Annotated in this window: 22 protein-coding genes; 11 read left to right on the top strand and 11 right to left on the bottom strand. The window is 60.6% G+C overall.

Annotated elements, in window-relative coordinates; translation table 11 throughout:
* Window positions 1-66 precede the first annotated feature (66 nt).
* Entirely contained in the window at window positions 67-1,767 is a 1,701-nt protein-coding gene (gene ureC, locus ACEN83_RS02175) for an urease subunit alpha (RefSeq protein ID WP_218483108.1), read from the top strand.
* 66 nt (window positions 1,768-1,833) lie between these two features.
* On the opposite strand, the gene ACEN83_RS02170 is transcribed toward ureC, so the two are convergent.
* Complete coding sequence (locus tag ACEN83_RS02170; RefSeq protein ID WP_495579375.1) at window positions 1,834-7,104, bottom strand: NEL-type E3 ubiquitin ligase domain-containing protein; 5,271 nt, start codon at window positions 7,102-7,104, stop codon at window positions 1,834-1,836.
* Between the two features lie 250 nt (window positions 7,105-7,354).
* Between ACEN83_RS02170 and ACEN83_RS02165 the strand changes: the two genes are divergently transcribed.
* Window positions 7,355-8,482, top strand: a complete 1,128-nt coding sequence (locus tag ACEN83_RS02165; RefSeq protein WP_116582472.1) for a sensor histidine kinase — start codon at window positions 7,355-7,357, stop codon at window positions 8,480-8,482.
* A gap of 109 nt (window positions 8,483-8,591) precedes the next feature.
* On the opposite strand, the gene ACEN83_RS02160 is transcribed toward ACEN83_RS02165, so the two are convergent.
* Together ACEN83_RS02160 and ACEN83_RS02155 are read right to left on the bottom strand one after the other, a co-directional pair.
* Window positions 8,592-8,897, bottom strand: coding sequence for a chaperone modulator CbpM (locus ACEN83_RS02160; RefSeq protein ID WP_495579374.1), 306 nt, complete (start codon window positions 8,895-8,897; stop codon window positions 8,592-8,594).
* A 27-nt stretch (window positions 8,898-8,924) separates the two neighbouring features.
* Window positions 8,925-9,872 carry a DnaJ C-terminal domain-containing protein gene (locus ACEN83_RS02155; protein WP_116582473.1) on the bottom strand — a complete coding sequence of 316 codons (948 nt, stop codon included), beginning with the start codon at window positions 9,870-9,872 and terminating at the stop codon, window positions 8,925-8,927.
* Window positions 9,873-10,169: 297 nt separating this feature from the next.
* Here ACEN83_RS02155 and ACEN83_RS02150 point away from each other — a divergent pair, with 297 nt between their 5' ends.
* Complete coding sequence (locus ACEN83_RS02150; protein WP_102673138.1) at window positions 10,170-11,435, top strand: Hsp70 family protein; 1,266 nt, start codon at window positions 10,170-10,172, stop codon at window positions 11,433-11,435.
* Window positions 11,436-11,538: 103 nt separating this feature from the next.
* On the opposite strand, the gene ACEN83_RS02145 is transcribed toward ACEN83_RS02150, so the two are convergent.
* From ACEN83_RS02145 to ACEN83_RS02135, 3 genes are all read right to left on the bottom strand, one after another.
* Complete coding sequence (locus ACEN83_RS02145) at window positions 11,539-12,552, bottom strand: AI-2E family transporter (RefSeq protein ID WP_007990865.1); 1,014 nt, start codon at window positions 12,550-12,552, stop codon at window positions 11,539-11,541.
* A 273-nt stretch (window positions 12,553-12,825) separates the two neighbouring features.
* Entirely contained in the window at window positions 12,826-13,134 is a 309-nt protein-coding gene (locus tag ACEN83_RS02140; protein WP_007979669.1) for a PsiF family protein, read from the bottom strand.
* Between the two features lie 64 nt (window positions 13,135-13,198).
* Window positions 13,199-13,993 (bottom strand): AraC family transcriptional regulator, encoded by a 795-nt coding sequence (locus tag ACEN83_RS02135; protein WP_495579373.1) that lies wholly within the window; start codon window positions 13,991-13,993, stop codon window positions 13,199-13,201.
* A gap of 97 nt (window positions 13,994-14,090) precedes the next feature.
* On the opposite strand from ACEN83_RS02135, the gene ACEN83_RS02130 reads away from it, so the two are divergent.
* Window positions 14,091-14,978 carry a DMT family transporter gene (locus ACEN83_RS02130; protein WP_495579372.1) on the top strand — a complete coding sequence of 296 codons (888 nt, stop codon included), beginning with the start codon at window positions 14,091-14,093 and terminating at the stop codon, window positions 14,976-14,978.
* 84 nt (window positions 14,979-15,062) lie between these two features.
* Here the strand turns inward: ACEN83_RS02130 and ACEN83_RS02125 are convergent, their stop codons facing one another.
* From ACEN83_RS02125 to ACEN83_RS02115, 3 genes are all read right to left on the bottom strand, one after another.
* A complete protein-coding gene (locus ACEN83_RS02125; RefSeq protein ID WP_495579371.1) occupies window positions 15,063-15,953 on the bottom strand; it encodes an alpha/beta fold hydrolase in 891 nt (296 codons plus the stop codon).
* A 106-nt stretch (window positions 15,954-16,059) separates the two neighbouring features.
* Window positions 16,060-16,365 carry a DMT family transporter gene (locus ACEN83_RS02120; protein WP_495579370.1) on the bottom strand — a complete coding sequence of 102 codons (306 nt, stop codon included), beginning with the start codon at window positions 16,363-16,365 and terminating at the stop codon, window positions 16,060-16,062.
* A complete protein-coding gene (locus ACEN83_RS02115; protein ID WP_495579369.1) occupies window positions 16,366-17,004 on the bottom strand; it encodes an FMN-dependent NADH-azoreductase in 639 nt (212 codons plus the stop codon). It abuts the gene before it with no gap.
* 109 nt (window positions 17,005-17,113) lie between these two features.
* Between ACEN83_RS02115 and ACEN83_RS02110 the strand changes: the two genes are divergently transcribed.
* A complete protein-coding gene (locus ACEN83_RS02110) occupies window positions 17,114-18,028 on the top strand; it encodes a LysR substrate-binding domain-containing protein (protein WP_495579368.1) in 915 nt (304 codons plus the stop codon).
* 83 nt (window positions 18,029-18,111) lie between these two features.
* Here the strand turns inward: ACEN83_RS02110 and ACEN83_RS02105 are convergent, their stop codons facing one another.
* Both ACEN83_RS02105 and ACEN83_RS02100 read right to left on the bottom strand, forming a co-directional pair.
* Window positions 18,112-19,074: an IS110 family RNA-guided transposase gene (locus tag ACEN83_RS02105; protein WP_495580838.1), complete on the bottom strand. Its 963-nt coding sequence runs from the start codon at window positions 19,072-19,074 to the stop codon at window positions 18,112-18,114.
* Between the two features lie 247 nt (window positions 19,075-19,321).
* A complete protein-coding gene (locus ACEN83_RS02100) occupies window positions 19,322-21,397 on the bottom strand; it encodes an AsmA family protein (protein ID WP_495579367.1) in 2,076 nt (691 codons plus the stop codon).
* Between the two features lie 387 nt (window positions 21,398-21,784).
* On the opposite strand from ACEN83_RS02100, the gene ACEN83_RS02095 reads away from it, so the two are divergent.
* The 6 genes from ACEN83_RS02095 (at window position 21,785) to ACEN83_RS02070 (ending at window position 25,801) form a co-directional block, all read left to right on the top strand.
* A complete protein-coding gene (locus ACEN83_RS02095) occupies window positions 21,785-22,297 on the top strand; it encodes a hypothetical protein (RefSeq protein ID WP_126048950.1) in 513 nt (170 codons plus the stop codon).
* Between the two features lie 172 nt (window positions 22,298-22,469).
* A complete protein-coding gene (locus tag ACEN83_RS02090) occupies window positions 22,470-23,102 on the top strand; it encodes a TetR family transcriptional regulator (protein WP_007979686.1) in 633 nt (210 codons plus the stop codon).
* A 289-nt stretch (window positions 23,103-23,391) separates the two neighbouring features.
* Entirely contained in the window at window positions 23,392-23,892 is a 501-nt protein-coding gene (gene ureE, locus ACEN83_RS02085; RefSeq protein ID WP_116582482.1) for an urease accessory protein UreE, read from the top strand.
* A complete protein-coding gene (locus ACEN83_RS02080) occupies window positions 23,889-24,563 on the top strand; it encodes an urease accessory protein UreF (protein ID WP_495579366.1) in 675 nt (224 codons plus the stop codon). The genes ureE and ACEN83_RS02080 overlap by 4 nt, the downstream gene beginning before the upstream one ends.
* 23 nt (window positions 24,564-24,586) lie before the next feature.
* Window positions 24,587-25,201, top strand: a complete 615-nt coding sequence (gene ureG, locus ACEN83_RS02075) for an urease accessory protein UreG (RefSeq protein WP_007979691.1) — start codon at window positions 24,587-24,589, stop codon at window positions 25,199-25,201.
* Window positions 25,202-25,228: 27 nt separating this feature from the next.
* Window positions 25,229-25,801: a HupE/UreJ family protein gene (locus ACEN83_RS02070; RefSeq protein WP_495579365.1), complete on the top strand. Its 573-nt coding sequence runs from the start codon at window positions 25,229-25,231 to the stop codon at window positions 25,799-25,801.
* Window positions 25,802-25,845: the final 44 nt, after the last annotated feature.

Below are 25,845 nucleotides of genomic sequence, written 5' to 3'. Positions count from 1 at the left end.
CCCCTATCTGCTTTTACTTGAGGCTTGCAGCTTGAAGCTTGCAGCTCAATTACGAGGAACGAGTAATTGAAGATTTCCCGTCAAGCCTACGCCGACATGTTCGGCCCCACCGTTGGTGACAAGGTGCGCCTGGCCGATACCGAGTTGTGGATCGAAGTGGAACAGGACTTCACCACCTACGGCGAAGAAGTGAAATTCGGTGGCGGCAAAGTCATTCGTGACGGCCAGGGTCAGAGCCAGTTGCTGGCCGCCGACGTGGTCGACACTCTCATCACCAACGCGCTGATCATCGATCACTGGGGTATCGTCAAGGCCGACGTCGGCCTCAAGGACGGGCGCATCGCGGCGATCGGCAAGGCTGGCAACCCGGACATCCAGCCCAACGTCAACATCGCCATTGGCGCCAGCACCGAAGTCATCGCCGGTGAAGGCATGATCCTCACCGCCGGCGGCATCGACACCCATATCCACTTCATCTGCCCGCAGCAGATCGAAGAGGCATTGATGAGCGGTGTCACCACCATGATCGGTGGCGGCACCGGCCCGGCTACCGGCACCAATGCGACCACCTGCACCTCCGGGCCCTGGCACCTGGCGCGCATGCTCCAGGCCGCCGATGCCTTCCCGATGAACATCGGCCTCACCGGCAAGGGCAACGCCAGCTTGCCGGAGCCGTTGATCGAACAGGTCAAGGCCGGTGCCATCGGCCTCAAGTTGCATGAGGACTGGGGCACTACGCCCGCAAGCATCGACAACTGCCTGAGCGTGGCCGACCGGTTCGACGTGCAGGTGGCGATCCACACCGACACCCTCAACGAATCCGGTTTCGTCGAGACCACCCTCGCCGCCTTCAAGGGCCGCACCATTCACACCTATCACACCGAAGGTGCCGGTGGCGGTCACGCACCGGACATCATCAAGGCCTGCGGTTTTGCCAACGTGCTGCCGAGTTCGACCAACCCGACCCGGCCGTTCACCCGCAACACCATCGACGAACACCTCGACATGCTGATGGTCTGCCATCATCTCGACCCGAGCATTGCCGAGGATGTGGCCTTCGCCGAAAGCCGCATCCGCCGCGAGACGATTGCCGCCGAAGACATCCTCCACGACCTCGGTGCGTTCTCGATGATCAGCTCCGACAGCCAGGCCATGGGGCGGGTCGGTGAAGTCATCACCCGCACCTGGCAGACTGCCGACAAGATGAAAAAACAGCGCGGCCCGTTACCGGGTGATGGCGCCGGCAACGACAACTTCCGCGCCAAGCGCTACATCGCCAAATACACCATCAACCCGGCGATCACCCACGGCATCAGCCATGAAGTGGGTTCGGTCGAAGTGGGCAAATGGGCAGACCTGGTGCTCTGGCGTCCGGCGTTTTTCGGCGTGAAGCCGACGCTGATTCTCAAGGGCGGCGCCATCGCGGCCAGCCTGATGGGCGACGCCAATGCCTCGATCCCGACACCGCAACCTGTGCACTACCGCCCGATGTTCGCCAGCTTCGGCGGTTCACTGCACGCCACCAGCCTGACCTTCATCAGTCAGGCGGCGCAGGAGGCAGGCTTGCCTGAAGCGCTGGGCTTGAAGAAGAAAATCGCGGTGGTCAAAGGTTGCCGCGACGTGCAGAAAACCGACCTGATCCACAACGACTACCTGCCGAAAATCGACGTCGATCCGCAGACCTATCAGGTCAAGGCCGATGGGGTTTTGCTGTGGTGTGAACCGGCTGAAACATTGCCGATGGCCCAGCGTTACTTCCTGTTCTGAACCGGCAACCACGACACGAGCAAAGGCCTCGCACACCCTGTGTCGAGGCCTTTGTTTTTTCCGTGACTACTGAACGGATTCAATCCGCAGCCGATCCAGCTTGGCCCGAATCATCGCTTCCCGTGTCAGTTTTTTCAGCAACTGCGTAATCTGCAGATCGATATCATCCAAGGCTTGAACATATTCCTCGTCAGTCATCAGCTTGCCGTTCGCAAAGTCAGTTTCACTTTTGCCCAACTCACTGCACAACCCCTTGATTTCCGCCTCCACCGCCGCCTTTCCCTCGGCGGTGAGCCGCGTCCCTTCGGCCCGGCGCTGTAAGGCATCCTGCAAATCGGTGGTGGCATCGATCCGGCGCTTCAAGCCGTTCAATTCTTCGCGGTAAGTAGACTCCAGCCAGGTTCGCCAGAGCGGTTGCTCGAAGAGGCGATCGATCAGCAGATCACCTTCCTCCAGCGCCTTGATCCGCTGGAACGCTGCTTCGATCATCTCCTTGCTCACACCGGCGATGTTGCGAAACTGCATGCCCCGCGCCTGCCACGGCAAATCCAGACGCTCCGCCAGATCGGTCATGTAGGCCAGGTGCACTTCCACTTCATCGATAGTGCCGATCACATCGCCATTGGCGTCGTAGCGACGGAACCGTTCGCCGTTAGCCAACCGCGCAGACACCCGCTGACGGGCAATGGCACCGAGTTCATCGAGCCGGGACTTGCCCAGGGCCAGTTCCAGCAATTGCGCCTCGATCAGGTCCGCACGCACCAGGGCGTAGGCTTCATGCACCATCACCTGCACGCCCATGGCATTGAACAGTTGCGTGCCGCCATCCACGCACTCGGTGGGCGTTGCCGCCTCGTTGAACAGCTTGATTCGCAGTTCGCTGTCGCTGGCCATGGCTTCGAGCATGCGCCAGACCTTGGTCGTCAGTTCCGTCTGATAGTCACCGCCGGCCTTGAAGTCGGCGGACTGGGTGAGCTTGCGCAGTTCATTGAAAAACGGCACCGAACCAAACTCGTCTTCGACCTCGTTCCAGACTTCCTGCTTTTCCTGCCACTGCCGCTCGGTCATGCCCATATCCCAATCCGCGCTGTCCAGTACGCCTCGGGGTGGATAAGGACGCTCCGGGTCCATTCCGACCGACTCGATGTAAGACTTGAGGATCTCGAGATTCTCCGACGATATCCAACGCGGGCCCCGGCTGATTACGGTGCGCGCCAGTAGCTCTGCGCGAAATGAACCGGGTGCGACCTCGGGTATCCGACTGATCGGGTTGCCGCTCAAGTCAAGGTAGATACTGCGCGGTCGCGATTGCGAAAACAGCCCGACGGGCCAGCTGTCCAGTCCGGTTTCGCCCAGCAACAACACCTGCAAATGCGGCATTCGGCTGATGTTCGGAATGAGCTTGAGCGGGTTGCCGCGCAAGCGCAGGAATGTCATGCGCGTCAGGTTTTTCAGGTGATCGAGCGCCAATGCATCCAGTTCAATGTTATTGCCGTCAAGAAACAGGTGAGTGAGATGACGCATGTCTTTCACTGCCTGCGGAAGCGTCGTCAGCAGATTGTCTTGCAGATTGAGGTAGCGCACCTGATGGAACGGGTCGAGGAACGACAGGTTCCCGGAACGCAACTGCCCACCGCGCAGGCTCAGGCTGGTGACATGATCGAAGTTGGCCTCCAGTTTCGGCAGGGTTTCCAGCAGTCGGCTCAGCCTGGGAATGTTGTCCAGACTCAACGCCTGCGGCCGCACGATCCCGTAAGCCTCGATGCCCTCCGGCCCGGTGCGCTGCCAGCATTGCCTGAGCGTTTTGTAGATGTTGTTTCGCGCATGCCACTCCGCCACGCCCGCCGGGGTAAACCGAGCGGATTGCGTCGGCGAATTCATCCAGCGTTGCAGGGTGCGGTTCAACTGGTTGAACTCGGCCTCCAGCAAGGTCAGCCGCGCATGCACCGCCCCTTCGCCCTGACCGAAACCCGCCAGCAGTGTCTCCACTTCCTCCGAGGTAAAATCCGGATACAGTGCATGAGCCCGTTGTCGCAGCCCCACGCCTTGCGGTGCTTGTCTGGCATAGCCACGCATGCCGCCACGCAAGCGCATGACGCTCGGGTCGTAAGCCGGCCTGGTGATCGGGTGGTCCCGCAGAATCAGCTCAAACCGGGATCGATCCAGCGGCTGCGCCCTGACCGCTTGCTCAAGGCGTGAAGACTCATGGATTTCAAAGCCAAGCGCTGTGCGCTCAGCGTCGGGCAAGGCATGCAGCACCGCCGCGTAAAGATTGTCCGCACCGTGCAGATGTTGATCGCTGCCGTCCCGCGCCTCGTATTGGCCATCCTCACCCAGGACCAGCACTTTGCGGGTCGTCGCGTCGACGGGGCCGAGACTGTCGGTCAGTGATCCCGTGAATGAATACTCACGGATTTCCAGACGCAGATCCGCCGGCCAGCCCGGCAATGCGGCCAGCGAGTGCAGCTCCAAGCGTGCGGTATCGCGATTGTGCAGTCCGTCGAGGTACAGGCCTTCATAAGCCCGTGTCACACGCAGTTGTTCCGCTGCCTCCCGAGCTTGTTGAGCCAGTCTCAACGGAACACGTTTTTTTTCGTTCAAATGCTGCACATCCGAGGGATGCGCTTCACTCAGCAACTCCTGCGCCTGACTGACAGAGATATCAGCCCCATCATCCTTGAGCATGTTCACCAACGGATCGTCCGACCGGGTACGGCGCTTGTACAACAGGTCGAACAACTGACTTTTGCGCTGACGCGCCAGCGCCGCCCATTGATCACAAAGTGCCTGTGCACGTTTCGCTTGGTCACCGGAATACCCTTCTCCAAGCAGTTCGCGTAGCGCTGTTTCGTCAAGGAAACCGACCACCCGTTCAGGCAACTCACCCGCAAGCAGTTCAGACCAGGTCATCTGCAAGGTATTGGTCTTTGACGCATTGGCATAGCCTTCCTTGATCGATACACCGGTCAGGCCCGGTCCCTGGAAGACTTCAATGGCCTTGTCGCCGGGCCAGCCGCGCAATTCCGTCATGAGTCGAAGCGAGTAATCCGCCCAATCGTTACTGATCCGATGGGCCAGAATCTGTTGCGCACCGGCTTCGGCATCGGCATCGGCCTCGAAGCGCTTGAGGGTATCGACCAATAACGCGGGCGGGGTTTCATGTTCGACATGAAGTCGGCGTAACACGTTTTCATGCACGCCGCTGGCAGTCAAAACCTGCTCCAGGGTCTCATCGGACAGCCCCTGCACCGAAGCGCCCAGACGCCTGAGCACTGCACGCCGATCCCATTCGAGCGGTCGATCGAGTTCGGTCTTCCAGCTGCCGGCACCGTTGTGCTCCAATAGCGGCTGATAGGCTTCGGCGCGAGTCGGGTGTTGCAGCCGGTGCTGGCCGGTTTCCGGGTCTTGCCTGACGGCATAGCATTTGTCGTCTAGCCGCAGCAGGTCCTGTTCCTGATGACGGTACAGCCCTGTGTCACCGGCCTTCGCCCCATCGGGCAATGTTATCGATTGCTCATAAGGCGCGAGGTCAGGGTTCCACAACCGCTCCTTGCCGCCGACTTCCACTGGCTTGAGCCCCTCGACAAATGGCGACACCTTGATCGGTGCGACAGTAGTGCCGGGCAACACATGTCCGGCGCCCATCAGTGCCAGTTGCGCGAAGTTGATCAAGACCCCGTTGAAGTACGCCGAAGCCTGTTCCTTGTCACCCTTGCTCCAGTCCTCTACACCTTCGGCAACCTCGGCGAGCATTTGCGCGACCATGATGCCGAGCATGGCTTCGCCCAGCCCCGGCACCAGCATTGCGGCGAAATTGAAAACATTCCAGCCGATCGACAGGTAACCGCTCAGGCGCTTGAAGCGTGCGTTGGCATCCTCGTCACCGGTCGGTACAGCGATCAGCCGGGCATCGGCGATGGCCTTGTTACGCCGTTCCACAAACAGGGTGATCCACAGATCATCCGCGATCTGGTTGGTCACCGGTTCCGCATCGGGATTTTCGACCGCCGTTTCACGCCACCATGGGCCCATGTCCAGCGGTTCGCGCTCGTGCCAGGTGTAGGTCGTGAGACGTTCTTTGACCCGGGCGAAAAACAGTCCCTTGTCCTTCTGCGCCACGAACCGGCTGAAAAACGCCTGGTAATCGGTACTTCTCAACTGCCCCAGGAGCACCTTCATGAACGCGGTCAGCGAGGGATACTCTTTCAACGGATGGTCAGGATCATCGGGCACATAGGCGATCAACGGACCGCTTACACGACTCTGTTGATAGATATCGTCGCGGCGCAACAGTTCATCGCTCAACCCCTGCGGCCCATTGGCGAAGAAGGCTTGCAGCAGTTTGAATTGATCGTATTCCCGGCCCGGCAGAACAGGAATGCGGCGCGACCAGTCGATCCAGAATTTCAACAGGGCCGGTGTCAACGCTTCAATTTCGCGCTTTATTTGCGATGGCTCGCTGACCGCGCTGAACAACACGATGCCGGTCAAGCGAAAGCCCATCAGCGACAATCGATGACTCTGCAACGGCCGGTCGTAGAGCGTGATGTTTGCCTGCCTCTCACGCACCTGGCCCAGTTTGACGTAGGCATGGTCACTGATATCGCCCTTCAAACGGGCAATCAGTGCGGCCACATGAAAGGCCGCCTGTTCACTGGCCACCGAGTCTTGTTGCAAGGTTCGCTGTGCTTGCGGGGTATCGGGCAACAGGACGGACTTGATGTGCCGCTGGTATTGCCCGCCGATGTCCAGGCTGCGGCACAACGCGGCAAAATCCGGCAGGGCAATGGCCGATTCCAGGCGCAGACTGCCCCGGTTGTCCTTGCGGTAAATACCGGAACTGTCTCGGAACGCCCCTTTGACGGTCTCGGACTCTTCGAAGTTGTGAAGTGCCGCCTCCAGCAAGGTCGACTGACGGACGCGACTGGCGCCGGTGTCGATGCCGAAGATGATCGTACTGGGCACCTCGAGCTGCACGCTGAGTTCGTCGGCGCGTTCTACCGAGTTGAAATTCGCCTGCAACCTCTCCCTGAGCAGCGGTTCGGCGAAGGCCTCGATGTCGTGCTGCAAGCTGCCCAGGGTTTTGTCCAGTACGCCCTGCGCGCGCCAGCGCTCCTCGATCAACTGCTTCAGGTACTGGCGGTCCATGGCCCGTGCGCCGCTGTACCACTCGGGCATCGCCGGCTTCAGGGTTTCAAGGGATTTGAGCCTTGCAGGCGGGGCATTTTTCAGGGCGCCCGGTATCCCGTCGAATACGCGACGGTAATGCACGCCCTGGTGTTCGACACCTGTGGTTTCAATCGTTTGCTGTGAATGGCTTCCATGCAATTCAGACACTGTTACATCACCTTGATGGCTGGATTTGAACCCACAGCTTCGCCAACCCGCCCGCCAAACAAAAGTCCAAATAACCGTTGGGCCGCCCCTGGAAAAAGGCCTCCACCGTTCGAAATTCAAAGAGCCTTCAATACATAAGTACCGCCATAGAGACCTGGACTTATGCCACCGAACGAGCGGTCGTGTTTTTTCCGGTAAAGGGACTACTATTCGATTCGCTGCCCCCCCGATTCATGCTCAGGTAACCACCATGCGTCTTTCCGAATTCATCGTGCTACAGGTTGATCGCATCGTCGATGAGTGGGAGCAGTTCGCCAAAACCATCACCCCGGCCGCCGAATCCATGGACAGCGCCGCCTTGCGCGACCATGCCCGGTCGATCCTGCTGGCCGCGGCCCGGGACATGTGCAAACCCCAGACACCCGCCGAACAAGCGGCCAAGGCACGCGGCGAAGGCCCGGAGAAAACCCCGAGCCTCGACGAGGCCGGTGCCAGCCATGGCGAGTTGCGCCATACCGTGGGTTTTGACCTGGTGCAGATGACCAGTGAATTCCGTCATTTGCGCGCCTGTGTCATCCGCCTGTGGGTCAACAGCCTGCAATCGCCTGACCTGGCCTACTTCCAGGACATGATCCGCTTCAACGAAGCCATCGACGAAGCCCTGGCCGAATCCACCGCCGCCTATGCCGAAATGGTCAACCGCTCCCGGGACATTTTCCTCGCGATCCTCGGTCATGACCTGCGCGCGCCCCTGCAGGCGGTGAGCATGTCCACCGAAATCCTGCTGCGCAAAGCCGCACTGGAAGGTGATGCGCTCAAGTGCGCGATCAATATCCAGCGCAGCTCCGGACATCTGGCGGTGATGGTCGGGGATTTACTGGAACTGGTGCGCAGTCGCCTGGGCAAGCACCTGCCGATCGAACCGGCGCCCATGGACCTGGCCGAAGCGGCACGGGAGGCGATTGCGCGGGCCTGTGCCGGTCAACCGGAGTGCGATCCGACCCTGACCGTGCAGGGTGACACCCGCGGTACCTGGGACCCGCGCAGGCTCGATCAGATGCTGCAAAACCTGATCGGCAATGCCTTGCAGCATGGCTCAAGCAAGCGTGAAGTGACCTTGACCCTCAAGGGCGAGGCCGACAGCGTTCGGCTGACGGTGCAGAACGACGGAGTCCCCATCCCCGGCGATGCGATCCCGACCATTTTCGACCCACTGGTGCGCAGTGCCAGCGAAGAACTCGGCGAGCCCACTACCAGCCTTGGGTTGGGGTTGTTTATCGTCAAGGAAGTGGTCGACGCCCATCAGGGGACGATTGAAGTCAGCTCCAGTGAGAGGGATGGCACGACCTTCACCGTGGTATTGCCACGCAAAACCTGAAGCCCCCCCGTGTAGGAGCTGCCGAAGGCTGCGATCTTTTGCTTTTGAAGCTTTGCATCAGCAGGAGCAATGAAACACAAGATCAAAAGATCGCAGCCTGCGGCAGCTCCTACTCGACCAGCAACCGTCCCAAGCGCTGCTTGAGCATGCGGTTCTCGGCGCGCAGCTGCTGCACTTCTTCAAGCAGGTCCAGCGCCAGGGCGACGCCTTCCCACTCCAGGTCAAGGTCGCGCCGCAGCTTGGCGGCGCGCTTGGCCAGGGTCAGCTCATAGTCGTTGAAAAGCCAGTCCTTGGGCTGAGCGCCCTGAGGTTCGAGGATGCCGTGCTCGACGATTTCGATCACGTAGACGTCCGACAGCTCGGTCGCCTCACAGAATTCTGCCATGTCCAGTTGAACGATCAGGGGACTGCTCATTGTCAGTGACTCCTTGGTTCTAAGGGATCAAAAATGCTCTCGCGGGTCGAATGCGGCTTTTTTCGCCAGTTCCTGCCACAGGGCCTTGATGTCATCGTCGGATTTCTTCGGCATCACGGCCTTCAATTGCACGAACAGGTAACCGCGCTCACCGGTCTTGTTCATCAGGCCATGGCCCTTGGCGCGCATGCGCTGGCCGTTCTGGCTGCCGGCCGGCACCTTGAGGTTGATCTTGCCGGTCAGGGTCGGCACGGCGACTTCGGCCCCCAGCGCCAGCTCCCACGGAGCCAGTGGCAAGGTGATGATCAGGTTATCGCCTTCGACGTCGAATTTCGGGTGCGGTGCGAAACGGATCGTCAGGTACAGGTCGCCATTGGCGCCGCCACCCACGCCCGGAGCGCCCTGCCCCTTGAGGCGAATGCGCTCGCCGTCGGCCACACCGGCCGGAATCTTCACGTTCAGGCTTTTGCTGGTGTTGCTCACATGCTGGCCGGCCGCGTTGTACTGCGGTACCTGGAAGGTGACCTTCTTCGATTCGGTCGACAGTGTTTCTTCGAGAAAAACCCCAAGCTCCATTTCCACGTCTTGCCCTCGACGTCCGGTGCTGCGACGCGACTGTCCACCGCCACTGAAACCCGGCCCACGGTTGCCGAAGATCGAACTGAAGAAGTCCGAGAAATCGCCCGTGTCCTGGCCACCGCCACCGAAACCGCCACGGCTCTGCCAGCCCGGCGGTCCCTGGAACGGCTGGCCGTGCTGGCCATAGCGGCGCAGATCATCGTATTCGGCGCGTTTGTCGGCGCTTTTCAGCGCTTCATAGGCTTCCGAGGCGTCCTTGAACTTGGCCTCGGCGTCCTTTTCCTTGCTGACGTCAGGGTGGTATTTGCGCGCCAGCTTGCGATAGGCGGCCTTGATCGCCTTATCGTCTGCGGTCGGCTCCACACCGAGAATCTTGTAATAGTCTTTGAAGTCCATCGCGGGAATCACCATCCGTTATCAAATCGCGCCACGGGCCACAGCATGCGCTTGTTTGCAGCCGTTGGTTTGACCGATCTCAAAATTGTGACCGGGCGGCGCAGCAGAAGTTTATCGGCAGCCGGCGGGGCTTCTTGCGAGCACGCCCGCCGCTGTCCGGTTGATGCAGGGTAGTTTGGGGGGGATGCCCCATCTTTCAAGGCATTGTTTGCGAAGAATTAGCAGATAACCGGCCTTCGAATCTGGCGCGCACTGGCATACACTGCGCGGCCGTTTTTTAACCGGAACCTGAAAGACATGAACAACGCATCTCCAGCCCGTGCCGTGGGTATCGACTTTGGCACGTCCAACTCCACCGTCGGCTGGCTGCGCCCCGGCGTGGAAACGCTGATCGCGCTGGAGGACGACAAGATCACCCTGCCGTCAGTGGTCTTCTTCAATATCGAAGAACGTCGCCCGGTGTACGGCCGGCTGGCGCTGCACGAATACCTGGAAGGCTACGAAGGCCGCCTGATGCGCTCGCTCAAGAGCCTGCTGGGCTCCAAGCTGATCAAGCACGACACCAGCGTCCTCGGCACGGCCATGCCGTTCAAGGACCTGCTCGGGCTGTTCATTGGCCAGCTCAAGAGCCGTGCCGAAGCCGCCGCCGGTCGGGAATTCGAAGAAGTGGTGCTGGGTCGCCCGGTGTTCTTCGTCGATGACGACCCGATGGCCGACAAGGAAGCCGAAGACACCCTGGTCGACGTGGCGCGCAAGATCGGCTTCAAGGAAGTCTCGTTCCAGTTCGAACCGATTGCCGCGGCATTCGACTACGAGTCGACCATCGAGAAAGAAGAGCTGGTACTGATCGTCGACATCGGCGGGGGTACGTCCGACTTCTCCCTGGTACGTCTGTCGCCGGAGCGGCGTGCTGTGGATAACCGCCAGGACGACATCCTCGCCACCGGCGGCGTGCACATCGGCGGCACCGACTTCGACAAGCAACTCTCGCTGGCCGGCCTGATGCCGCTGTTCGGCTACGGCAGCCGGATGAAGAGCGGCGCCTACATGCCCACCAGCCATCACATGAACCTGGCGACCTGGCACACGATCAACTCGGTGTACTCGCAAAAATCGCAACTGGCCCTGGGCAGCATGCGCTACGACATCGAGGACACCGGCGGCATCGATCGCCTGTTCAAGCTGATCGAACAGCGCGCTGGCCACTGGCTGGCGATGGAAGTGGAAGAAACCAAGATCCAGCTGACCCACGCCGACAACCGCCACGTGCCGCTGGACCGCATTGAAGCGGGCCTGAGCGTGGACTTGAGCCGTGCCCTGTTCGAGTCGGCCATCGACAACCTGCTGGAGCGGGTACGCAACAGCGTCACTCAATTGCTGACAGACGCCGACGTTCGGGTCGATCAGGTCGACACGGTGTTCTTCACCGGCGGTTCGAGCGGCATTCCGGCGCTGCGCAACAGTGTTTCGGCGATGCTGCCGAAGGCGCGGCATGTGGAAGGGAACATCTTTGGCAGTATCGGCAGCGGTCTGGCGATCGAGGCTGCGAAACGTTACGGTTGAAAAGCAGCTGTGAGCTTCAAGCTGCAAGCTTCAAGTAGGAGCAGGTGCGGTGTTCGCTCCTGGCTTTGACTTGCAGCTTGAAGCTTGAGGCTCGTAGCTGCTCTTAAACCATCCCCACCTGCTTCAACTCACTCTTCAGATACGCGTAGTAAATCGGCCCCGCCACCACCCCCGGCAGGCCGAACGCGGCCTCGAACACCAGCATCGCCAGCAGCAACTCCCACGACTTGGCACTGATCTGCCCGCCGACGATGCGCGCGTTGAGGAAGTATTCGAGCTTGTGGATAAAAATCAGGTACCCAAGCGCCGCGACGGCGACCCAGATCGACAGCGACAGACCGACGATGGTGATCAGGGTGTTGGACATCAGGTTGCCGATCACCGGCAGCAGGCCGAGGAGGAACGTCAGCACGATCAGGGTTTTGGTCAGCGGCAGCTTGATGCCGAACATCGGCAGGATCACCGCCAGGAAAATCCCGGTGAAGAAGGTGTTGAGCAGAGAAATCTTGATCTGGGCGAACACGATGTTGCGAAACGCCTGGACCAGCAGGTGCAGTCGATCAAACAGCGCCGCCGCCAGCGGTTTGCGCTTGGTCAGATCCGGCACACGCTGCAACGCAATGATCGCGCCCAGCACCATGCCGATCAGCAGGGTCACGAACATGTGTGCCGCGTCCTTGCCTACCAGCTGCAATTCGCTCAGGTGCTTGCTGACCCACTCGCCAATGGCCACACGAAACTCGGCGGCACTGGCCGGCAGATAGGCGTCGATGAACGGCGGCAGTTGCCCGCGTGCGCGGTCGACCACCCCCATGAATTTGTCGAGGGAAGCGCCAGGGTTTTCCGCCTCATGCAGCAGGAAGCTGAAGGCACCGGCAAAGATCAGCGACAGTACGCTGACAATCAGAGTCCCCAGCAATGCCACCGCCAGCCAGCGCGCACGCCGGCCTTCGATCAGCCGTTGCAGTTGCGGGGTGAGCATGTTGACCAGTTCGAACACCAGCAACCCGGCGAGCAGGCTCGGCAGCAACCGCAGCGGCAGGACCAGCAGCAGCCCGCCAAAAATGATGACCCAGCTGATGACCAGCAAAATTTGACGCTGAGAAAACGTTGGCATACAGCCTCAAAAACGAACGGCGTAAAAAGGATTGGCAGTCTGCCAGCGATCCGGTGCGAGCACTAGGATTGTGTGGGTCGACCTTAGTGGGATGGCAGCTCGAGTGCGGGTCCCATCGCGGATCGTCGTACACATATCTGAAAATCGCCATCAATCAGATGTGGGAGCGGGCTTGCTCGCGAAGGCGTCGTGTCAGTCAACTTCAATGCTGTTTGAAGCACCGCCTTCGCGAGCAAGCCCGCTCCCACACTCGACTGAGTTGATCCCTGTGAATTATTTTTTCTTCAGGCAATCACTCATGAACGCCTTGCGCTCATCACCCTTGAGGGCTTTGGTGGCGGCGTCGGCGTTGCAGGTTTTCATTTTCTCCTGCTGCGGCGTCAAGGCCTTGCCGGCATCGTTTGCCGCCGGAGTAGCCTTCAGGCAAGTGCTCATGAAAGCTTTGCGCTCGTCGCCCTTGAGGCTCTTGGCCGTGGCGTCGGCATTGCAGGTAGTCATCTTTTCCTGTTGGGCTGTGGCGGCGAAGCCCTGGGAGCAGAGCAGCAAACCGATCATCAACAACGGGACACGCAAATTCTTCATGGAGTTTTCTCCTTGTTGCCACACCGAGGGGCGCGGCCTCGTACTGAAGTGTAGACAACCCCTGTTACACCTTCCTGTTCTCCAGATGGCTGCGCCGATACTGCTCCGGCGTACACCCGGCCTGGCGCTGGAACATCGCGATAAACGCCGAGCCGGTGCTGTAGCCCATGTCGAAAGCGATTTCCTGAATGCTGCGCGGGCTGTCCAGCGCTTCGATCGCCGCCAGAAAACGCAGGCGCTGGCGCCACTCACCGAAGCTCATGCCCAGCTCCCGCACGAACTGCCGCGCCAGGGTGCGTTCGCTGACATGGATGCGTGCGGCCCATTCCGCCAGCGGCCGGTTATCCCCAGGGTCGGCCTGCAATGCTTCCAGTATCCCCAGCAATCCGGGGCTGCTGGCGTAGGGCAAGTAGCACTCGTGCACCGGGGCCTGTTGCAGTTGATCCACCAATACTTGGGCCAGACGCTGGTCGGCGGCCTGCTCGGGAATTTGCACATCCCGGGCGGCGAAGTCCTTGAGGATCGCCTTGAGGATGTCGCTGATGGCCAGGGTACAGGCTCGCGACGGCAGATCGGCGCACACCTTGGGCGCCAGGCACACGGCGCGGTAGTTGACCGGTTGGTGGCTATAGAAACTGTGCTCGATCTGTGGCGGCACCCACACCGCGTATTGCGGAGGCGACATGAAGCGGCTGCCCTCGACGTCCATGTGCAGTACGCCGTGGGCTGCATATTCCAGCGTGCCCCAGGGATGTCGGTGGGGGGCGGCGTATTCGTGGGCGTCAAAGTCGGCGTAGCGGAAGTACACCGCCGACGGCAGTTCGCTGAAATCCAGCAGGTCGATGTGTTTACTGCTCATGCTGTCCGTCATCAGGGGCGACTTGTCTGGATTGAAGTATAGGCTTGCATCCAGACAAGCGGATAATTGCACTTCATTAACGTTCTGGTTTTTCCCGATGCAATACGCTTATCCCCTGCTGGCCATTTTCATCTGGGCCGGCAACACCGTGATCACCAAAATGTCGGCCGGGGCGATCTTCCCCGCCGAAATCGGTTTCTACCGCTGGCTGCTGGCCGGGTTGCTGTTCACGCCCTTCATGCTCAAGCCGGTGCTCACCCATTGGCCGCTGATCCGCCCGAAACTGGGCAAGATCTTTGTCCTCGGTGTTCTTGGCATGGCGGTCTATCAAAGCCTGGCGTACTTCGCCGCGAGCCTGACCTCGGCCACCAACATGGGCATCATCCTGTCGCTGATGCCACTGATGTCGCTCGCGATGGCGATCATCAGCCTCGGCCAGCGCCTGACCATGGGTGCCCTGGCCGGTGCGGTGCTGTCGTTCGCCGGCGTCTTGGTGGTGGTGTCGTCCGGCAGCCTGGGCGCATTGCTCGAACACGGGGTCAACCTGGGCGACGCAATGATGCTGATCGCCACCCTGGCCTACGCGGTCTACAGCACCCTGTTGAAAAAATGGCAGCTGAAACTGCCGCCGCTGGTGCTCTTGTATCTGCAGGTGCTGGTGGCCGTGGTGGTGCTGTTTCCGCTGTTCCTCGCCTCACCGAAAGTCGGCCCGACCCTGCAGAACATTCCGCTGGTGCTGTACGCCTGCCTGCTGGCTTCGATGGTCGCGCCGTTGGCGTGGATGCAGGCGGTGGTACGTTTGGGGCCGAGCCGGACCACGCAGTTCTTCAATTTGCTGCCGTTGATTACCGCCTTGATTGGAGCGGTGGTGCTGCATGAACAACTGGCGATGTACCACCTGGTGGGCGGGGTGTTGACCCTGGGTGGGGTGATTGTTTCCGAGCGCTGGACGACAGTGTTGGGGCGTAAGGTCGGTGTTGCCTGATTGAAAAGATCGCAGCCTTCGGCAGCTCCTACAGTTGGAATGCGTTCCCCTGTAGGAGCTGCCGCAGGCTGCGATCTTTTGATCTTATAAACCCGCCGCCTGCAGTCGCGCCGCATGCTCGACAAACAACCGCACCGGCGTGGCCCCCTTGCCCACCAGCCCCAGCGACTGGTTGACGATATCGAAGTGATCCAGCGGATACTCATCGCCAATCACCGTGCCCAGGTGCGAGCTGTAGCGCCCGACCATGCCGTCGCAATGCCCGGCTTCACGGACGAAGGTTTTGGCGAATAACCGGCAACTGCGGTTGGTACCGTCCAGCAGATTGCGCCCGCGATCGGTGATGCCCGGCTGCAACGTGCCGGACCAGGAGTAATAGCGCACGCCATTGACCTCTTCCGGCCCGTGACCGCCCCAGGTTTCAGGCAAGCCCTGTGGATAACGCTGGTTGAACAGCGCGACGCCAGCGCTGGTGAGGGAGAGATGGGACGCATGGATATCCACCGGCAGCTTCGGCCCGCGGTAACCGGTATCCAGCAACCCCATCAGCGCGCTGACCATCCGCAGCAAAAAACACAGCAGGTGACCACGGACGCTGTCATGGGGGTAATGCTTGTGCAGATAATCGGCAAGCTCCGAACCATGGTTCGGCCCCGCCACCGAGGTCACCGATGCCACCAGGTCCGGGCGTTTGGCCGCGGCGTAACGGGCGGTCAGCGAGCCCTGGCTATGACCGATCAGGTTGACCTTGTCGGCCCCGGTTTCCCGCAGGATTTCGTCGATGCGCGCCAGCAATTGCTCGCCGCGTACTTCGTTCGAATTAAGCGGCGAGACCTGCACGGCGAACACCACGGCCCCACCACGGCGCAGCGCCTCGACGATCCCGTACCAGTACGGATAAAGCACCAGGCGGATGAACCCGAGCATTCCCGGGACCAGCACCAGCGGGTAGCGCGGGGTAGAACCTTGCGACATGGGTGGACATCCTTGTGGTCGGGTGGTGACGCAAGCGCAATGCAAGACATCCGCCAAGCTACGCCTGCGAAGATGACAACTCGACGACAAGTCTATGTCATCCGCCCTACTTCAACCCCGCCACGCCCGCCACGATCAGCCCGACCGAGACCAGCTTGATCACGCTCAGGCTTTCCCCCAGCAGCGCGACCCCGAGAAACACCGTGCCCAGCGAACCGATGGCGGTCCAGATCGGGTACGCGATGCTCACGGGTAACTCGCGCATGGCCAGGGTCAGGAAGTAGATCCCACCCACAGCGGCCACCACCGTGATCAGCGAAGGCCAGAGCCGGGTGAAGCCCTCGGCGTACTTCATGCCCATGGCGAAGATGACTTCGAACCCGGCGGCGACCAGCAGAAACACCCAAGCCATCTAGAACTCCCCGGCCAGCGCCAGCAAGCGCTGCTCAGCCTCGGCGGCAGAGATCTCAAAGCTGCGCTCGGCGGACTCCTCGCCCTCGGCAGCGACCACCGTGACATCGCTGATGCCGATGAAGCCGAGCACCGTACGCAATAGTGTATCGGCATGGTTCATGGCTTCCAGCTCGCCGCCCGGACCAAAACCGAAGCCGCCACGGCTGGTGATGATCAGGGCTTTTTTGCCTTGCACCAACGGTTGGTACTGGGCCACGCCATTGTCCAGGGTGTGATCGAAGGTCAGACCCACCCGCACGATCTGATCGATCCAGGCCTTCAAGCCGCTGGGTACGCTGAAGTTGTGCATCGGTGTGGAAATCACCAGCACATCATGGCCAAGCAGTTCGCCGACCAATTCGTCGCTGAACGCCAAGTCGGCCTGCATCGACAGTGGCCGTGCGTCGGGCTCGGGGTAAAACGCGGCGGCCACGAATGCCTCGTTGACCGGAGGGATCAGCGCCCGACCGACTTCGCGCCGGGTCAGTGACGAGTGTGGATGACGGGCCTGCCAGGTCGACAGAAACACTTCGGCCAAACGCCGGGAGTGCGAACGATCGCCACGGGGGCTGGCATGAACGGCAAGAATTTTACTCATCTGTCTCTCCTCAGGGCTAAACTCAAACGGCTTGTGGCTTGCAGCTTGAAGCTCGTAGCTGCGCCCCTTCAAATGAGTAAAAATCAGCCAAGGTGAATCTATTTCACCTGTGGAGCTTCCGATGTTCGCCTCGCTGCCCTTGACCGCCCTGCGCGCCTTCGAATCCGCCTCACGCCTGTTGAGTTTCAAGGCCGCCGCCGAAGAACTGTCCGTCACCCCGACGGCGGTGTCCCATCAGATCCGTTCCCTGGAGAGCTGGCTCGGCGTGCCGCTGTTCGAACGCCTGCCACGCCAGGTGCGCCTGACCGAATGCGGCGAACGGCTGTTCCAGAGCCTGCACGGGGCTTTCCTCGAAGTGGCGCAAAGTGTCGATACCCTGCGCCCGCAACGCAGCGGCGCCAACCTGACGGTCTCCACCACCGCAGCCTTCGCCGCACTGTGGCTGGTACCTCGGTTGGGACGCTTCTACGCCCGGCACCCGAACATCAACGTGCGCCTCGACACCCACTGCGAAGTCATCGATTTGCATCAGGACGCCAGTGTCGATCTGGTGCTGCGCTACAGCCTCGACGACTACCCCAACCTGTATGGCCAGTGCCTGTTCGATGAGTCCTTCGGTGTCTACGGTTCGCCCGAACAAGTGGCGCTGGCGTTGAACCGGGCCCCGACGCTGATCAGCGTGCGCTGGCACAACTCGAAACTCTATGCCCACGGCTGGGAGGCCTGGTGCGCGCAATCGGGCGAAACCTGGCTGAGCGGTCGGCCAGCGGTGCGCGAATACGACGAAGAGCATTACGCCCTGCAAGCGGCGATTGCCGGGCAGGGCCTGGTACTGGCCAGCAATATTCTGGTGTCGGAAAGCGTGGCCAGTGGTCTGTTGTTGCCGTACCGGGGAGACATCCAGGTCGATGGCGCCGGCTACAGCGCACTGTGCGTGCCGGGACGCGAACGCCATCCACCGGTTCGGGCGTTTTTTGCGTGGCTGCGTGAAGAGGCCTTGGCGTCGGGACATGCTCTGGCGTGAGAATGGTTGCGCCTGTCAGGCCGCCATCGCGAGCAAGCTCACTCCCACATTGGTTCTGCATACTCAGATCATTGTGGGAGATTCTATGGTTGAGGGAAAGCCCTCAACTGGCTTTTTGGTTGATATTCGCTTTGCCCTTTCAGCAAGGCGAATACCACCCGAGCAAGCTTGCGAGCCAGCATCACCAACGCCTGAGTGGTGCTGAACCCCCGAGTTCTTTGTTCTTCGTAATACCCTTTCCAGGCTTTCGTACGGCTAGCCGACATCGCTGCATTGTGCAGAAGTCGGCGGGCCTCGGGGTCACCGCGCTTGGTCAAACTGCGGCGAGCGTCTTTCTGTCCTGATTTCGCCACCCGTAAATCCATGCCCAGGAAGGCGATAAATGCATCCGCGTTTCTAAAATCCCCTCGCTGAAATGCGGTTATCAAGCGGGCCCCAGTCAAAAAACCAATACCCTCAACTTTCAGGCAGCGCTTCAATTGACCGAGCAAACCGGCTTCTTTGAGCTGATCGTTGATCGTCTTTTCGATCAGCGTCTCAAGCTGCTGCATGGACTTCACTTGCTCGGCAAAAGCCGCCTTGAGCAGCGGCTCATTCGACCAGCTCTGCACCAGGCCGACCCTGGCCTGGACCAAGGCTGCGCGACGGCGGAAAAGGCTCAGGAGCTGGCGGTACAGCGGTGAGGGCGGGGTCCAAGGACGCAACTCCTCGGCTTCGTTCTTCAGGTAACGAGCCAGTAGCTTGGCATCCAGCGCGTCGGTTTTGGCGCGGATTTTCACGCCTTCGCGATAATGTTTGAGTTCATAGCCTCCCACCATGTAAATCGTGCAACCGGCCTCATAGGCCAGATCAGCGAAGTCCAGGTGGTAGATGTTGGTCGCCTCAATGGCAATAGCCACCGTCCCCGACAACGCCTTCAGCCACTGCTTGATGGATGTTTTGGTGTTGGCAATCTCTTCAAGAAAATCACCATCAGACTGATAAATCACCAGTTCATTCTTGGCGACATCCACACCCACGATCGGTTTTGATAGAGAGACCGGCATTGCCACAGGATTTCCTCCGGGATAAGGTTTGAGCACTTGAAGGGCTCACCCAGAGGCGCAGGCTTGTTCCTATCGTCGGTCTAGCCAGATGCATTCTTTATCGGCGCTTGGGTGAAAGGAGGAGGGGCGATATCTCCCACGGTCTGTACTGCGTCAACAGTCAGAATCGAGCCTTGTCCCTCCTCCTCCCTTCAAGTCCTACCATACAAGCGAGCCTGCTCGCGAAGGGGCCCCTAAAGACGCCCAATCATTTGCCTGGCTTGACGGTGACAGGCGCCTTGCCCGACTTCATCTGCTCCAGCAACGGTGCGCATTGATTCGGCTCACCGCCACTCGGTGCCACCAGCGCCAGCAATCCTGCCGCCGGTGCGGCGATCACGCCCAGCGCCACCATTCCCGCGCCACGCAGCATCAACGGCACGGCCTTGACCCCGGCATCGGGTTTGATGAACTTGCCGCGCACATACAGCGGCGAACGCAATGAAATCAGGCGCCAGCCCTTGGATTCCGGGGTGATGGTCAGGTCCAGTTGTTCCGTCGCCATGTTAGCGGTGCCGTCGATGTAGACGATGGCGTTCTCGGTGTCGAACACGAACAACCGGGTGGTTGCCAGTCCGGACTGGATACCGAAGTCGGCGGCCGCGCAGTTGATCCTCACTTCCTTGTCGCCAAAGATCTTGCCAACCACATAGTTGCCGACGTTCAGGCCCGCCAGCTCCATCAGTTCGCGACTGATGGCCCCATCGTTGATCAGCATCTTCAGATCGCCATTGGCGCTGCCCAGCAGCCTGGCCACCGAATTACCGCGCCCGCTGATATCAGCATCGCCATTGAGTTCGCCAAAACTGGTCTTCATCGGTTCAAAGCCGGGGAACAACTGTTTGAGCTTGAACCCCCGCGCCGTGAGCCTGGCGTGGCCTTCCAGGGGATCGGTGTGGCCGTTCAGGCGAATCTGCGCGTCCAGCTTGCCGCCGGCCACGCCGAAGCGCAGCGGTTCGAGGCTGAGCACGCCATCGGTGAGCACCAGATGGGTATAGAGGTCGTTGAATGGCAATTTTTCGCTGTGCACGATGCGCTTGCCGGTGAACTCGACATCGGCGTCCATATCGCGCCAGCGGTCGGTCTTGAACTCTTCGACCGGCAGCACCTTGTCCGCCGGTTGTTTGCTGTCACCGCCACGGGCCTTCTGTTTGGCGTTGGAATCGGCGCCGATCAGCGGCGCTAGGTCAGCGAACAGCAATTGATTGGACAACAGCGCGCCGCTGAGTTTTGGCCGTGGCTGGCTGGCGACGTAAGTCAGACTGCCGTGGATGTCACTCTCGCCGATCTTGCCGTTGAATTCTTCATAGCGGAACACCGCGCCACCCGGCTCGTGCAACTTGGCGATCAGGTGGCCGTCGGTGGCATAGGGTGGCGTGTCCGGCAGGATCACGCCGGTCAGCGGGTAGAGGTTGCCCAGGCTGGTGCCGGCCAGTTTCAGGCGCAGGTCCAGGGCGCCGAGATTCAGCGGATCGGTCAGGGTGCCTGCCAGTTCGACGCTGGAATCGGCAATCTTCACCTGTGCCTGCAGCGGAAACGGGCGCGCCGCATCCTGCAACGCCAACAGCCCGCCAATCTTGCCCTGGCCCGCGAGTTTCTGACCGTGGTACTGGCCGTTGACCTTGAGAGCGAACGCATAATCCTGGGGGGACGAGCCCTTTTCCTGCGCGGCTTTCGCCGCTTTGTCGCCGACGATATCGCTGAACGGAATCGGCTTGCCCAACGGATCGATCAGCACGTCGAGCTGCGTCTTCAGGCTCTGGTCGTCGAGGGTGACGTGGCCCTTGTCGAAGCCGATCGCACCGATATCCAGCACCCAACTGGAAGGCTCGGCGTTCGGGTCTTTGGGGTCGAACTTGAACGTCCAGTTGGCGCGCCCGTCGGCCAGGCGTTGCAGCTGCGCATTCGGCTCGGCGAGGTCGATACGCGGGATCACCACCCGCTGTGCCAGCAAAGCCAGTGGTGAGATGCGCAACTCGACACGCTTGAGAGTGGCCATCTGCAGTTGCTTCGACCAGTCCGGGTTACCCAGGCTGAGGTCCTCGGCCACAACATGGGGCCACGGCACCCAGGCGCGCCAGCCGCTTTCATCGGGCTCGGTCTGCCAGACCACCGACAGATTGCCGTTGATGGCAAAAGCGCGGTGCAGTTCTTCGGAAACCTTGGCATTGAGCGGCGGTTTGATCCGGTTCCAGTCGAAGAACACGATGATCAGCACCAGCAACGCCAACAGGGTAAGGAAAGTGGATAGGGTCCAGACAAACGTCTTTTGGGTGCGCGTCATTGCACAGAGCTCCTGATACGACTGAGCGCCCCGACTGCGACGCACAGGTGAAACGGTGAGCCGGAAGCGGCTCGCCATGAAGTCTACGACTGATAAAAACCCGGCAGGTTTAATCGATAGGCCGATTTCACCGAATTCAGCCAGTCCAATACTGACCCATCAGTCGAACAGCGTTACCGACCCCGCACTTTTACACTTCAGATATGGGTCGAAAATACCCAAACCGGTGCAAGACAACTCGCCGGAAACGCCCGTCCTAGAGCCTCCCCAGCAAACAATCAATTCCGTTGATTATTACCATTGCGTTTATGAACTTTTATATCGATTTATCGAGAGTAGCATTGCCCTCGTACCCACTTTTTCGCACCCCCGAGGAGCACAACAATCATGAAACGCCAATTACTGCTTAGCCTTTCACTCTCGATGCTGGCCAGCACTGCTTTTGCCCTGCCAGCAGCTGACCAGGCCACCCCACAAGTGAAACAAGACCACTCGGTGTTCAGCCAGACCGTCGCCGCCGATGGCTCCGACCGTACTCCTCAGGGTCAAACCCTTGCCGAAGGCGGTAATGATCGCCTGAAAGAAAAAGGCCTGATCACTCAAGATGGCTCTGACCGTACTCCACAAGGCCAGACCCTCGCCGCTGACGGTTCGGATCGCACCCCACAAGGCCAGACCCTCGCCGCTGACGGTTCGGACCGCACCCCACAAGGTCAAACCCTTGCTGCTGACGGCTCGGATCGCACCCCACAAGGCCAGACCCTCGCCGCTGACGGTTCGGACCGCACCCCACAAGGTCAAACCCTCGCTGCCGACGGTTCGGATCGCACTCCACAAGGTCAAACCCTCGCTGAAGGCGGTGGTGACCGTGTGATCGAACGCAACAGCACTCTGAGCTAAGCCCCATGGCCGCCCAGAAAAAAAGCCCAATCCCCGGATTGGGCTTTTGACTTTTCAGCACCCCCGCTTGATAACTGCCGCACTTCCCCGCTTGATCCCTCACAGTCGTTCGACGCCGGCAAAGCCGATTTGCTAGAGTGCGCCGCGTCCCTGTCCAGAAAACGCCCTTGCGATGCTGCCCCGCGCCGAACAGAAACAACAGACCCGTAATGCCCTGATGGACGCTGCCCGGCGCCTGATGGACGGCGGCCGAGGATTCGGCAGCCTGAGCCTGCGTGAAGTCGCGAAAACCGCCGGCATCGTACCGACCGGTTTCTACCGCCATTTCGCCGACATGGATGAACTGGGCCTGGTGCTGGTCAGCGAAGTCGGCCAGACCTTCCGCGAAACCATTCGCCTGGTACGGCACAACGAATTCGTGATGGGCGGCATCATCGATGCCTCGGTGCGGATCTTTCTCGACGTGGTCAGCGCCAACCGCTCGCAGTTCCTGTTTCTCGCCCGCGAGCAATACGGCGGTTCGCTGCCGGTGCGCCAGGCCATTGGCCGTCTGCGTGAAGGCATCAGTTCGGACCTGGCGGCGGATTTGTCACTGATGCCGAAACTGCAGCACCTGGACATCGCCGACCTGAGCGTCATGGCGGACCTGATCGTCAAAAGCGTGTTCGCCACCCTGCCGGACATCATCGATCCGCCCGCCGAGGCCTTGCCTGAGCACCTGACGCCCCAGGCCAAGATCACCCAGCAACTGCGCTTCATCTTTATCGGCCTCAAGCATTGGCAAGGGCTCGGCAGCACCGAGTAACCTCTTGAGGAAGCCCATATCCCTGTGGGAGCGGGCTTGCTCGCGAAAGCGCCGGCACATTCAACATTGATGTGACAGGTACACCGCCTTCGCGAGCAAGCCCGCTCCCACAATGAACTTGCATCGCTTCAACTTGGTGCGTAACTCAAAAACAACGCACCAACTTCAACCAAAAAGCCCACTCAATCGATACCCCTCCTACGCCTCCGTCAGCCATTTCCTACGCATCCTGTCGATTGGCAAGCCCCTTGCTCTAGCCTGAGCATCGTCCATTGCTGGAAGCCTTCCGATGCTGGTGATTCATCGCAGAATCGACCCCCGACCCGTTTGGGCCGCTGAACTGCACCTGACGTTCGAAGCCCGCAGCAAAAGCCGTTTGCGCTGTTTCAGTGCCGAGGGCGAAGACGTCGGGTTGTTTTTGGAGCGTGGCCAACCGCCCCTGCATGACGGCGAATGCCTGCAAGCCGAAGACGGGCGGATCGTGCGTGTCTGCGCCCGCCCCGAGCAACTGCTGCACGTCACCTGCGCCAATGCCTTCGAACTGACTCGCGCGGCCTATCACCTGGGCAACCGCCATGTCGCCCTGCAAGTCGGCGACGGCTGGTTGCGACTGCTCGACGACTACGTGCTCAAGGCCATGCTCGAACAACTCGGTGCCATGGCCTCGAACATCGAAGCGCCGTTCCAGCCGGAACATGGCGCCTACGGCGGTGGCCATCATCATTCGCGCCACGGTGATGAAGACTTCAACTACGCGCCGAAACTGCACCAGTTCGGCGTACGCCCATGAGCCCGGCCTGGGCGCTGCTGCGCCTGGCCAGCCCGCAATTGCCGATTGGCGGCTACAGCTACTCCCAAGGGCTGGAAATGGCTGTGGATAACGGCCGGGTAAACGACCCCGACAGTGCGCGACGCTGGATCAGCGATCAGTTGCTGTTGAATCTGGCACGTTTCGAAGCACCCTTGTTGCTTGCTCATTGCGTGGCCGCCAACGAGGACAACTGGAGCCAATTGCTGCAACGCTGCGAGGAACATCGCGCCAGTCGCGAAACCCGCGAGCTGCATCAGGAAAGCCGGCAGATGGGTTACTCGTTGCAGCAATTGCTCAACGGCTTGCCGGAACTCGACTCAGCCGCACGCACCTTCCTCGAACAACGCAGCGAGCCCCATCTGGCCCTGGGATGGGCCTTGGCCGCACGCGCCTGGCAGATCAGCCCGCAGGACGCATTGGCTGCGTGGCTATGGAGCTGGCTGGAAAACCAGTTGGCGGTGCTGATGAAGACCTTGCCACTGGGTCAGCAAGCCGCCCAACGCCTGACCAGCGAACTGTTGCCGCTACTTCAACAGGCTCAACAGAACGCCACCCGAATCGATCCCGATCACTACGGCAGCGCCGCTTTCGGCCTGTCCCTGGCGTGTATGGCCCATGAGCGCCAGTACAGCCGTCTGTTCCGTTCCTAGGGCCTGTTATTTTGGAGAATCACATGAACACACAACCCCTGCGCGTGGGCATCGGCGGCCCGGTCGGTTCCGGCAAAACCGCCCTGACCCTGGCCCTGTGCCTGGCCCTGCGCGAGCGCTATAACCTGGCCGTGGTGACCAACGACATCTATACCCGCGAAGACGCCGACTTCCTGGTGCGCAACGAAGCCCTGGCACCGGAACGCATCATCGGCGTGGAAACCGGCGGCTGCCCGCACACGGCCATCCGCGAAGACGCCTCGATCAACCTTGAAGCCGTGGATCAACTCAATCGCCGTTTTCCGGGGTTGGACCTGATTCTCGTGGAGTCCGGAGGCGACAACCTCTCCGCGACCTTCAGCCCGGAACTGTCCGACCTGACGATCTACGTGATCGACGTCTCCGCTGGCGACAAGCTGCCGCGCAAGGGTGGACCGGGGATCTGCAAATCCGACCTGCTGGTGATCAACAAGATCGACCTGGCGCCGCTCGTCGGTGCCTCGCTGGAGATGATGAACAGCGACACCCAGCGCATGCGCAACGGCAAGCCATTTGTCTTCAGCAACCAGAAAACCGGCCAGGGTCTGGAACAGATTATCGCCTTCATCGAACGCCAGGGCTTGCTGACCGCGGCCTGATCACCCCTTCAACAAGGAAGCTTATCCATGACACTGAAACGCATTCTGGGCGCCCTGGCCCTGCTGCTGACGCCAGCCCTTGCCCTCGCCCATCCGGGGCACGGCGACAATGGCTTGATCGCCGGTATCAGCCATCCCCTTGGCGGTCTCGATCACCTGCTGGCGATGCTCGCGGTCGGCCTGTGGGCCGCACAGCAGCAAGGTGCTGCGCGCTGGGCGCTGCCATGCACCTTCGTCGGGACCCTGCTGATTGGCGGGATGCTGGGCTTTGAAGGAATGAACCTGCCCGCACTGGAGAGCGGGATTGCCGCTTCCCTATTGGCCTTGGGGTTGGCGGTGGCGCTGGCTGTGCGTCCACCGTTGGTGATGGCGGTAGGTGCGACAGCGTTGTTTGCGCTGTTTCATGGTGTGGCGCATGGGCTGGAACTGCCGGACATGTCGAGTCCATGGACCTATGCCGCAGGCTTTGTCGCCGCGACGGCGGTGCTGCATGCGGTAGGTTATGCGCTGGTGCGGACCTTGCCGCTGGCGGCAGCACCACTGGTTCGACTGGCGGGCGCGGCTTCGGCGGCGACCGGGGTGTGGTTGCTGGCGGGTTGATTCTCTAGTGCCTGAACTGGCCTCTTCGCGGGCAAGCCCGCTCC

This window comes from Pseudomonas sp. Pseusp49, assembly GCF_059491875.1.
The sequence above is the reverse complement of the archived record's forward strand: the minus strand, read 5'-3'. Positions and strand labels throughout refer to the sequence as shown.

What these genes read in the sequence shown, in the direction of transcription:
- ACEN83_RS02165 (WP_116582472.1), top strand. Translation starts at nt 7,355, where the DNA reads ATGCGTCTTTCCGAATTCATCGTGCTACAGGTTGATCGCATCGTCGAT.
- ACEN83_RS02160 (WP_495579374.1), bottom strand. Translation starts at nt 8,897, where the DNA reads ATGAGCAGTCCCCTGATCGTTCAACTGGACATGGCAGAATTCTGTGAG.
- ACEN83_RS02155 (WP_116582473.1), bottom strand. Translation starts at nt 9,872, where the DNA reads ATGGACTTCAAAGACTATTACAAGATTCTCGGTGTGGAGCCGACCGCA.
- ACEN83_RS02150 (WP_102673138.1), top strand. Translation starts at nt 10,170, where the DNA reads ATGAACAACGCATCTCCAGCCCGTGCCGTGGGTATCGACTTTGGCACG.
- ACEN83_RS02145 (WP_007990865.1), bottom strand. Translation starts at nt 12,552, where the DNA reads ATGCCAACGTTTTCTCAGCGTCAAATTTTGCTGGTCATCAGCTGGGTC.
- ACEN83_RS02140 (WP_007979669.1), bottom strand. Translation starts at nt 13,134, where the DNA reads ATGAAGAATTTGCGTGTCCCGTTGTTGATGATCGGTTTGCTGCTCTGC.
- ACEN83_RS02135 (WP_495579373.1), bottom strand. Translation starts at nt 13,993, where the DNA reads ATGAGCAGTAAACACATCGACCTGCTGGATTTCAGCGAACTGCCGTCG.
- ACEN83_RS02130 (WP_495579372.1), top strand. Translation starts at nt 14,091, where the DNA reads ATGCAATACGCTTATCCCCTGCTGGCCATTTTCATCTGGGCCGGCAAC.
- ACEN83_RS02125 (WP_495579371.1), bottom strand. Translation starts at nt 15,953, where the DNA reads ATGTCGCAAGGTTCTACCCCGCGCTACCCGCTGGTGCTGGTCCCGGGA.
- ACEN83_RS02120 (WP_495579370.1), bottom strand. Translation starts at nt 16,365, where the DNA reads ATGGCTTGGGTGTTTCTGCTGGTCGCCGCCGGGTTCGAAGTCATCTTC.
- ACEN83_RS02115 (WP_495579369.1), bottom strand. Translation starts at nt 17,004, where the DNA reads ATGAGTAAAATTCTTGCCGTTCATGCCAGCCCCCGTGGCGATCGTTCG.
- ACEN83_RS02105 (WP_495580838.1), bottom strand. Translation starts at nt 19,074, where the DNA reads ATGCCGGTCTCTCTATCAAAACCGATCGTGGGTGTGGATGTCGCCAAG.
- ACEN83_RS02100 (WP_495579367.1), bottom strand. Translation starts at nt 21,397, where the DNA reads ATGACGCGCACCCAAAAGACGTTTGTCTGGACCCTATCCACTTTCCTT.
- ACEN83_RS02095 (WP_126048950.1), top strand. Translation starts at nt 21,785, where the DNA reads ATGAAACGCCAATTACTGCTTAGCCTTTCACTCTCGATGCTGGCCAGC.
- ACEN83_RS02090 (WP_007979686.1), top strand. Translation starts at nt 22,470, where the DNA reads ATGCTGCCCCGCGCCGAACAGAAACAACAGACCCGTAATGCCCTGATG.
- ureE (WP_116582482.1), top strand. Translation starts at nt 23,392, where the DNA reads ATGCTGGTGATTCATCGCAGAATCGACCCCCGACCCGTTTGGGCCGCT.
- ACEN83_RS02080 (WP_495579366.1), top strand. Translation starts at nt 23,889, where the DNA reads ATGAGCCCGGCCTGGGCGCTGCTGCGCCTGGCCAGCCCGCAATTGCCG.
- ureG (WP_007979691.1), top strand. Translation starts at nt 24,587, where the DNA reads ATGAACACACAACCCCTGCGCGTGGGCATCGGCGGCCCGGTCGGTTCC.
- ACEN83_RS02070 (WP_495579365.1), top strand. Translation starts at nt 25,229, where the DNA reads ATGACACTGAAACGCATTCTGGGCGCCCTGGCCCTGCTGCTGACGCCA.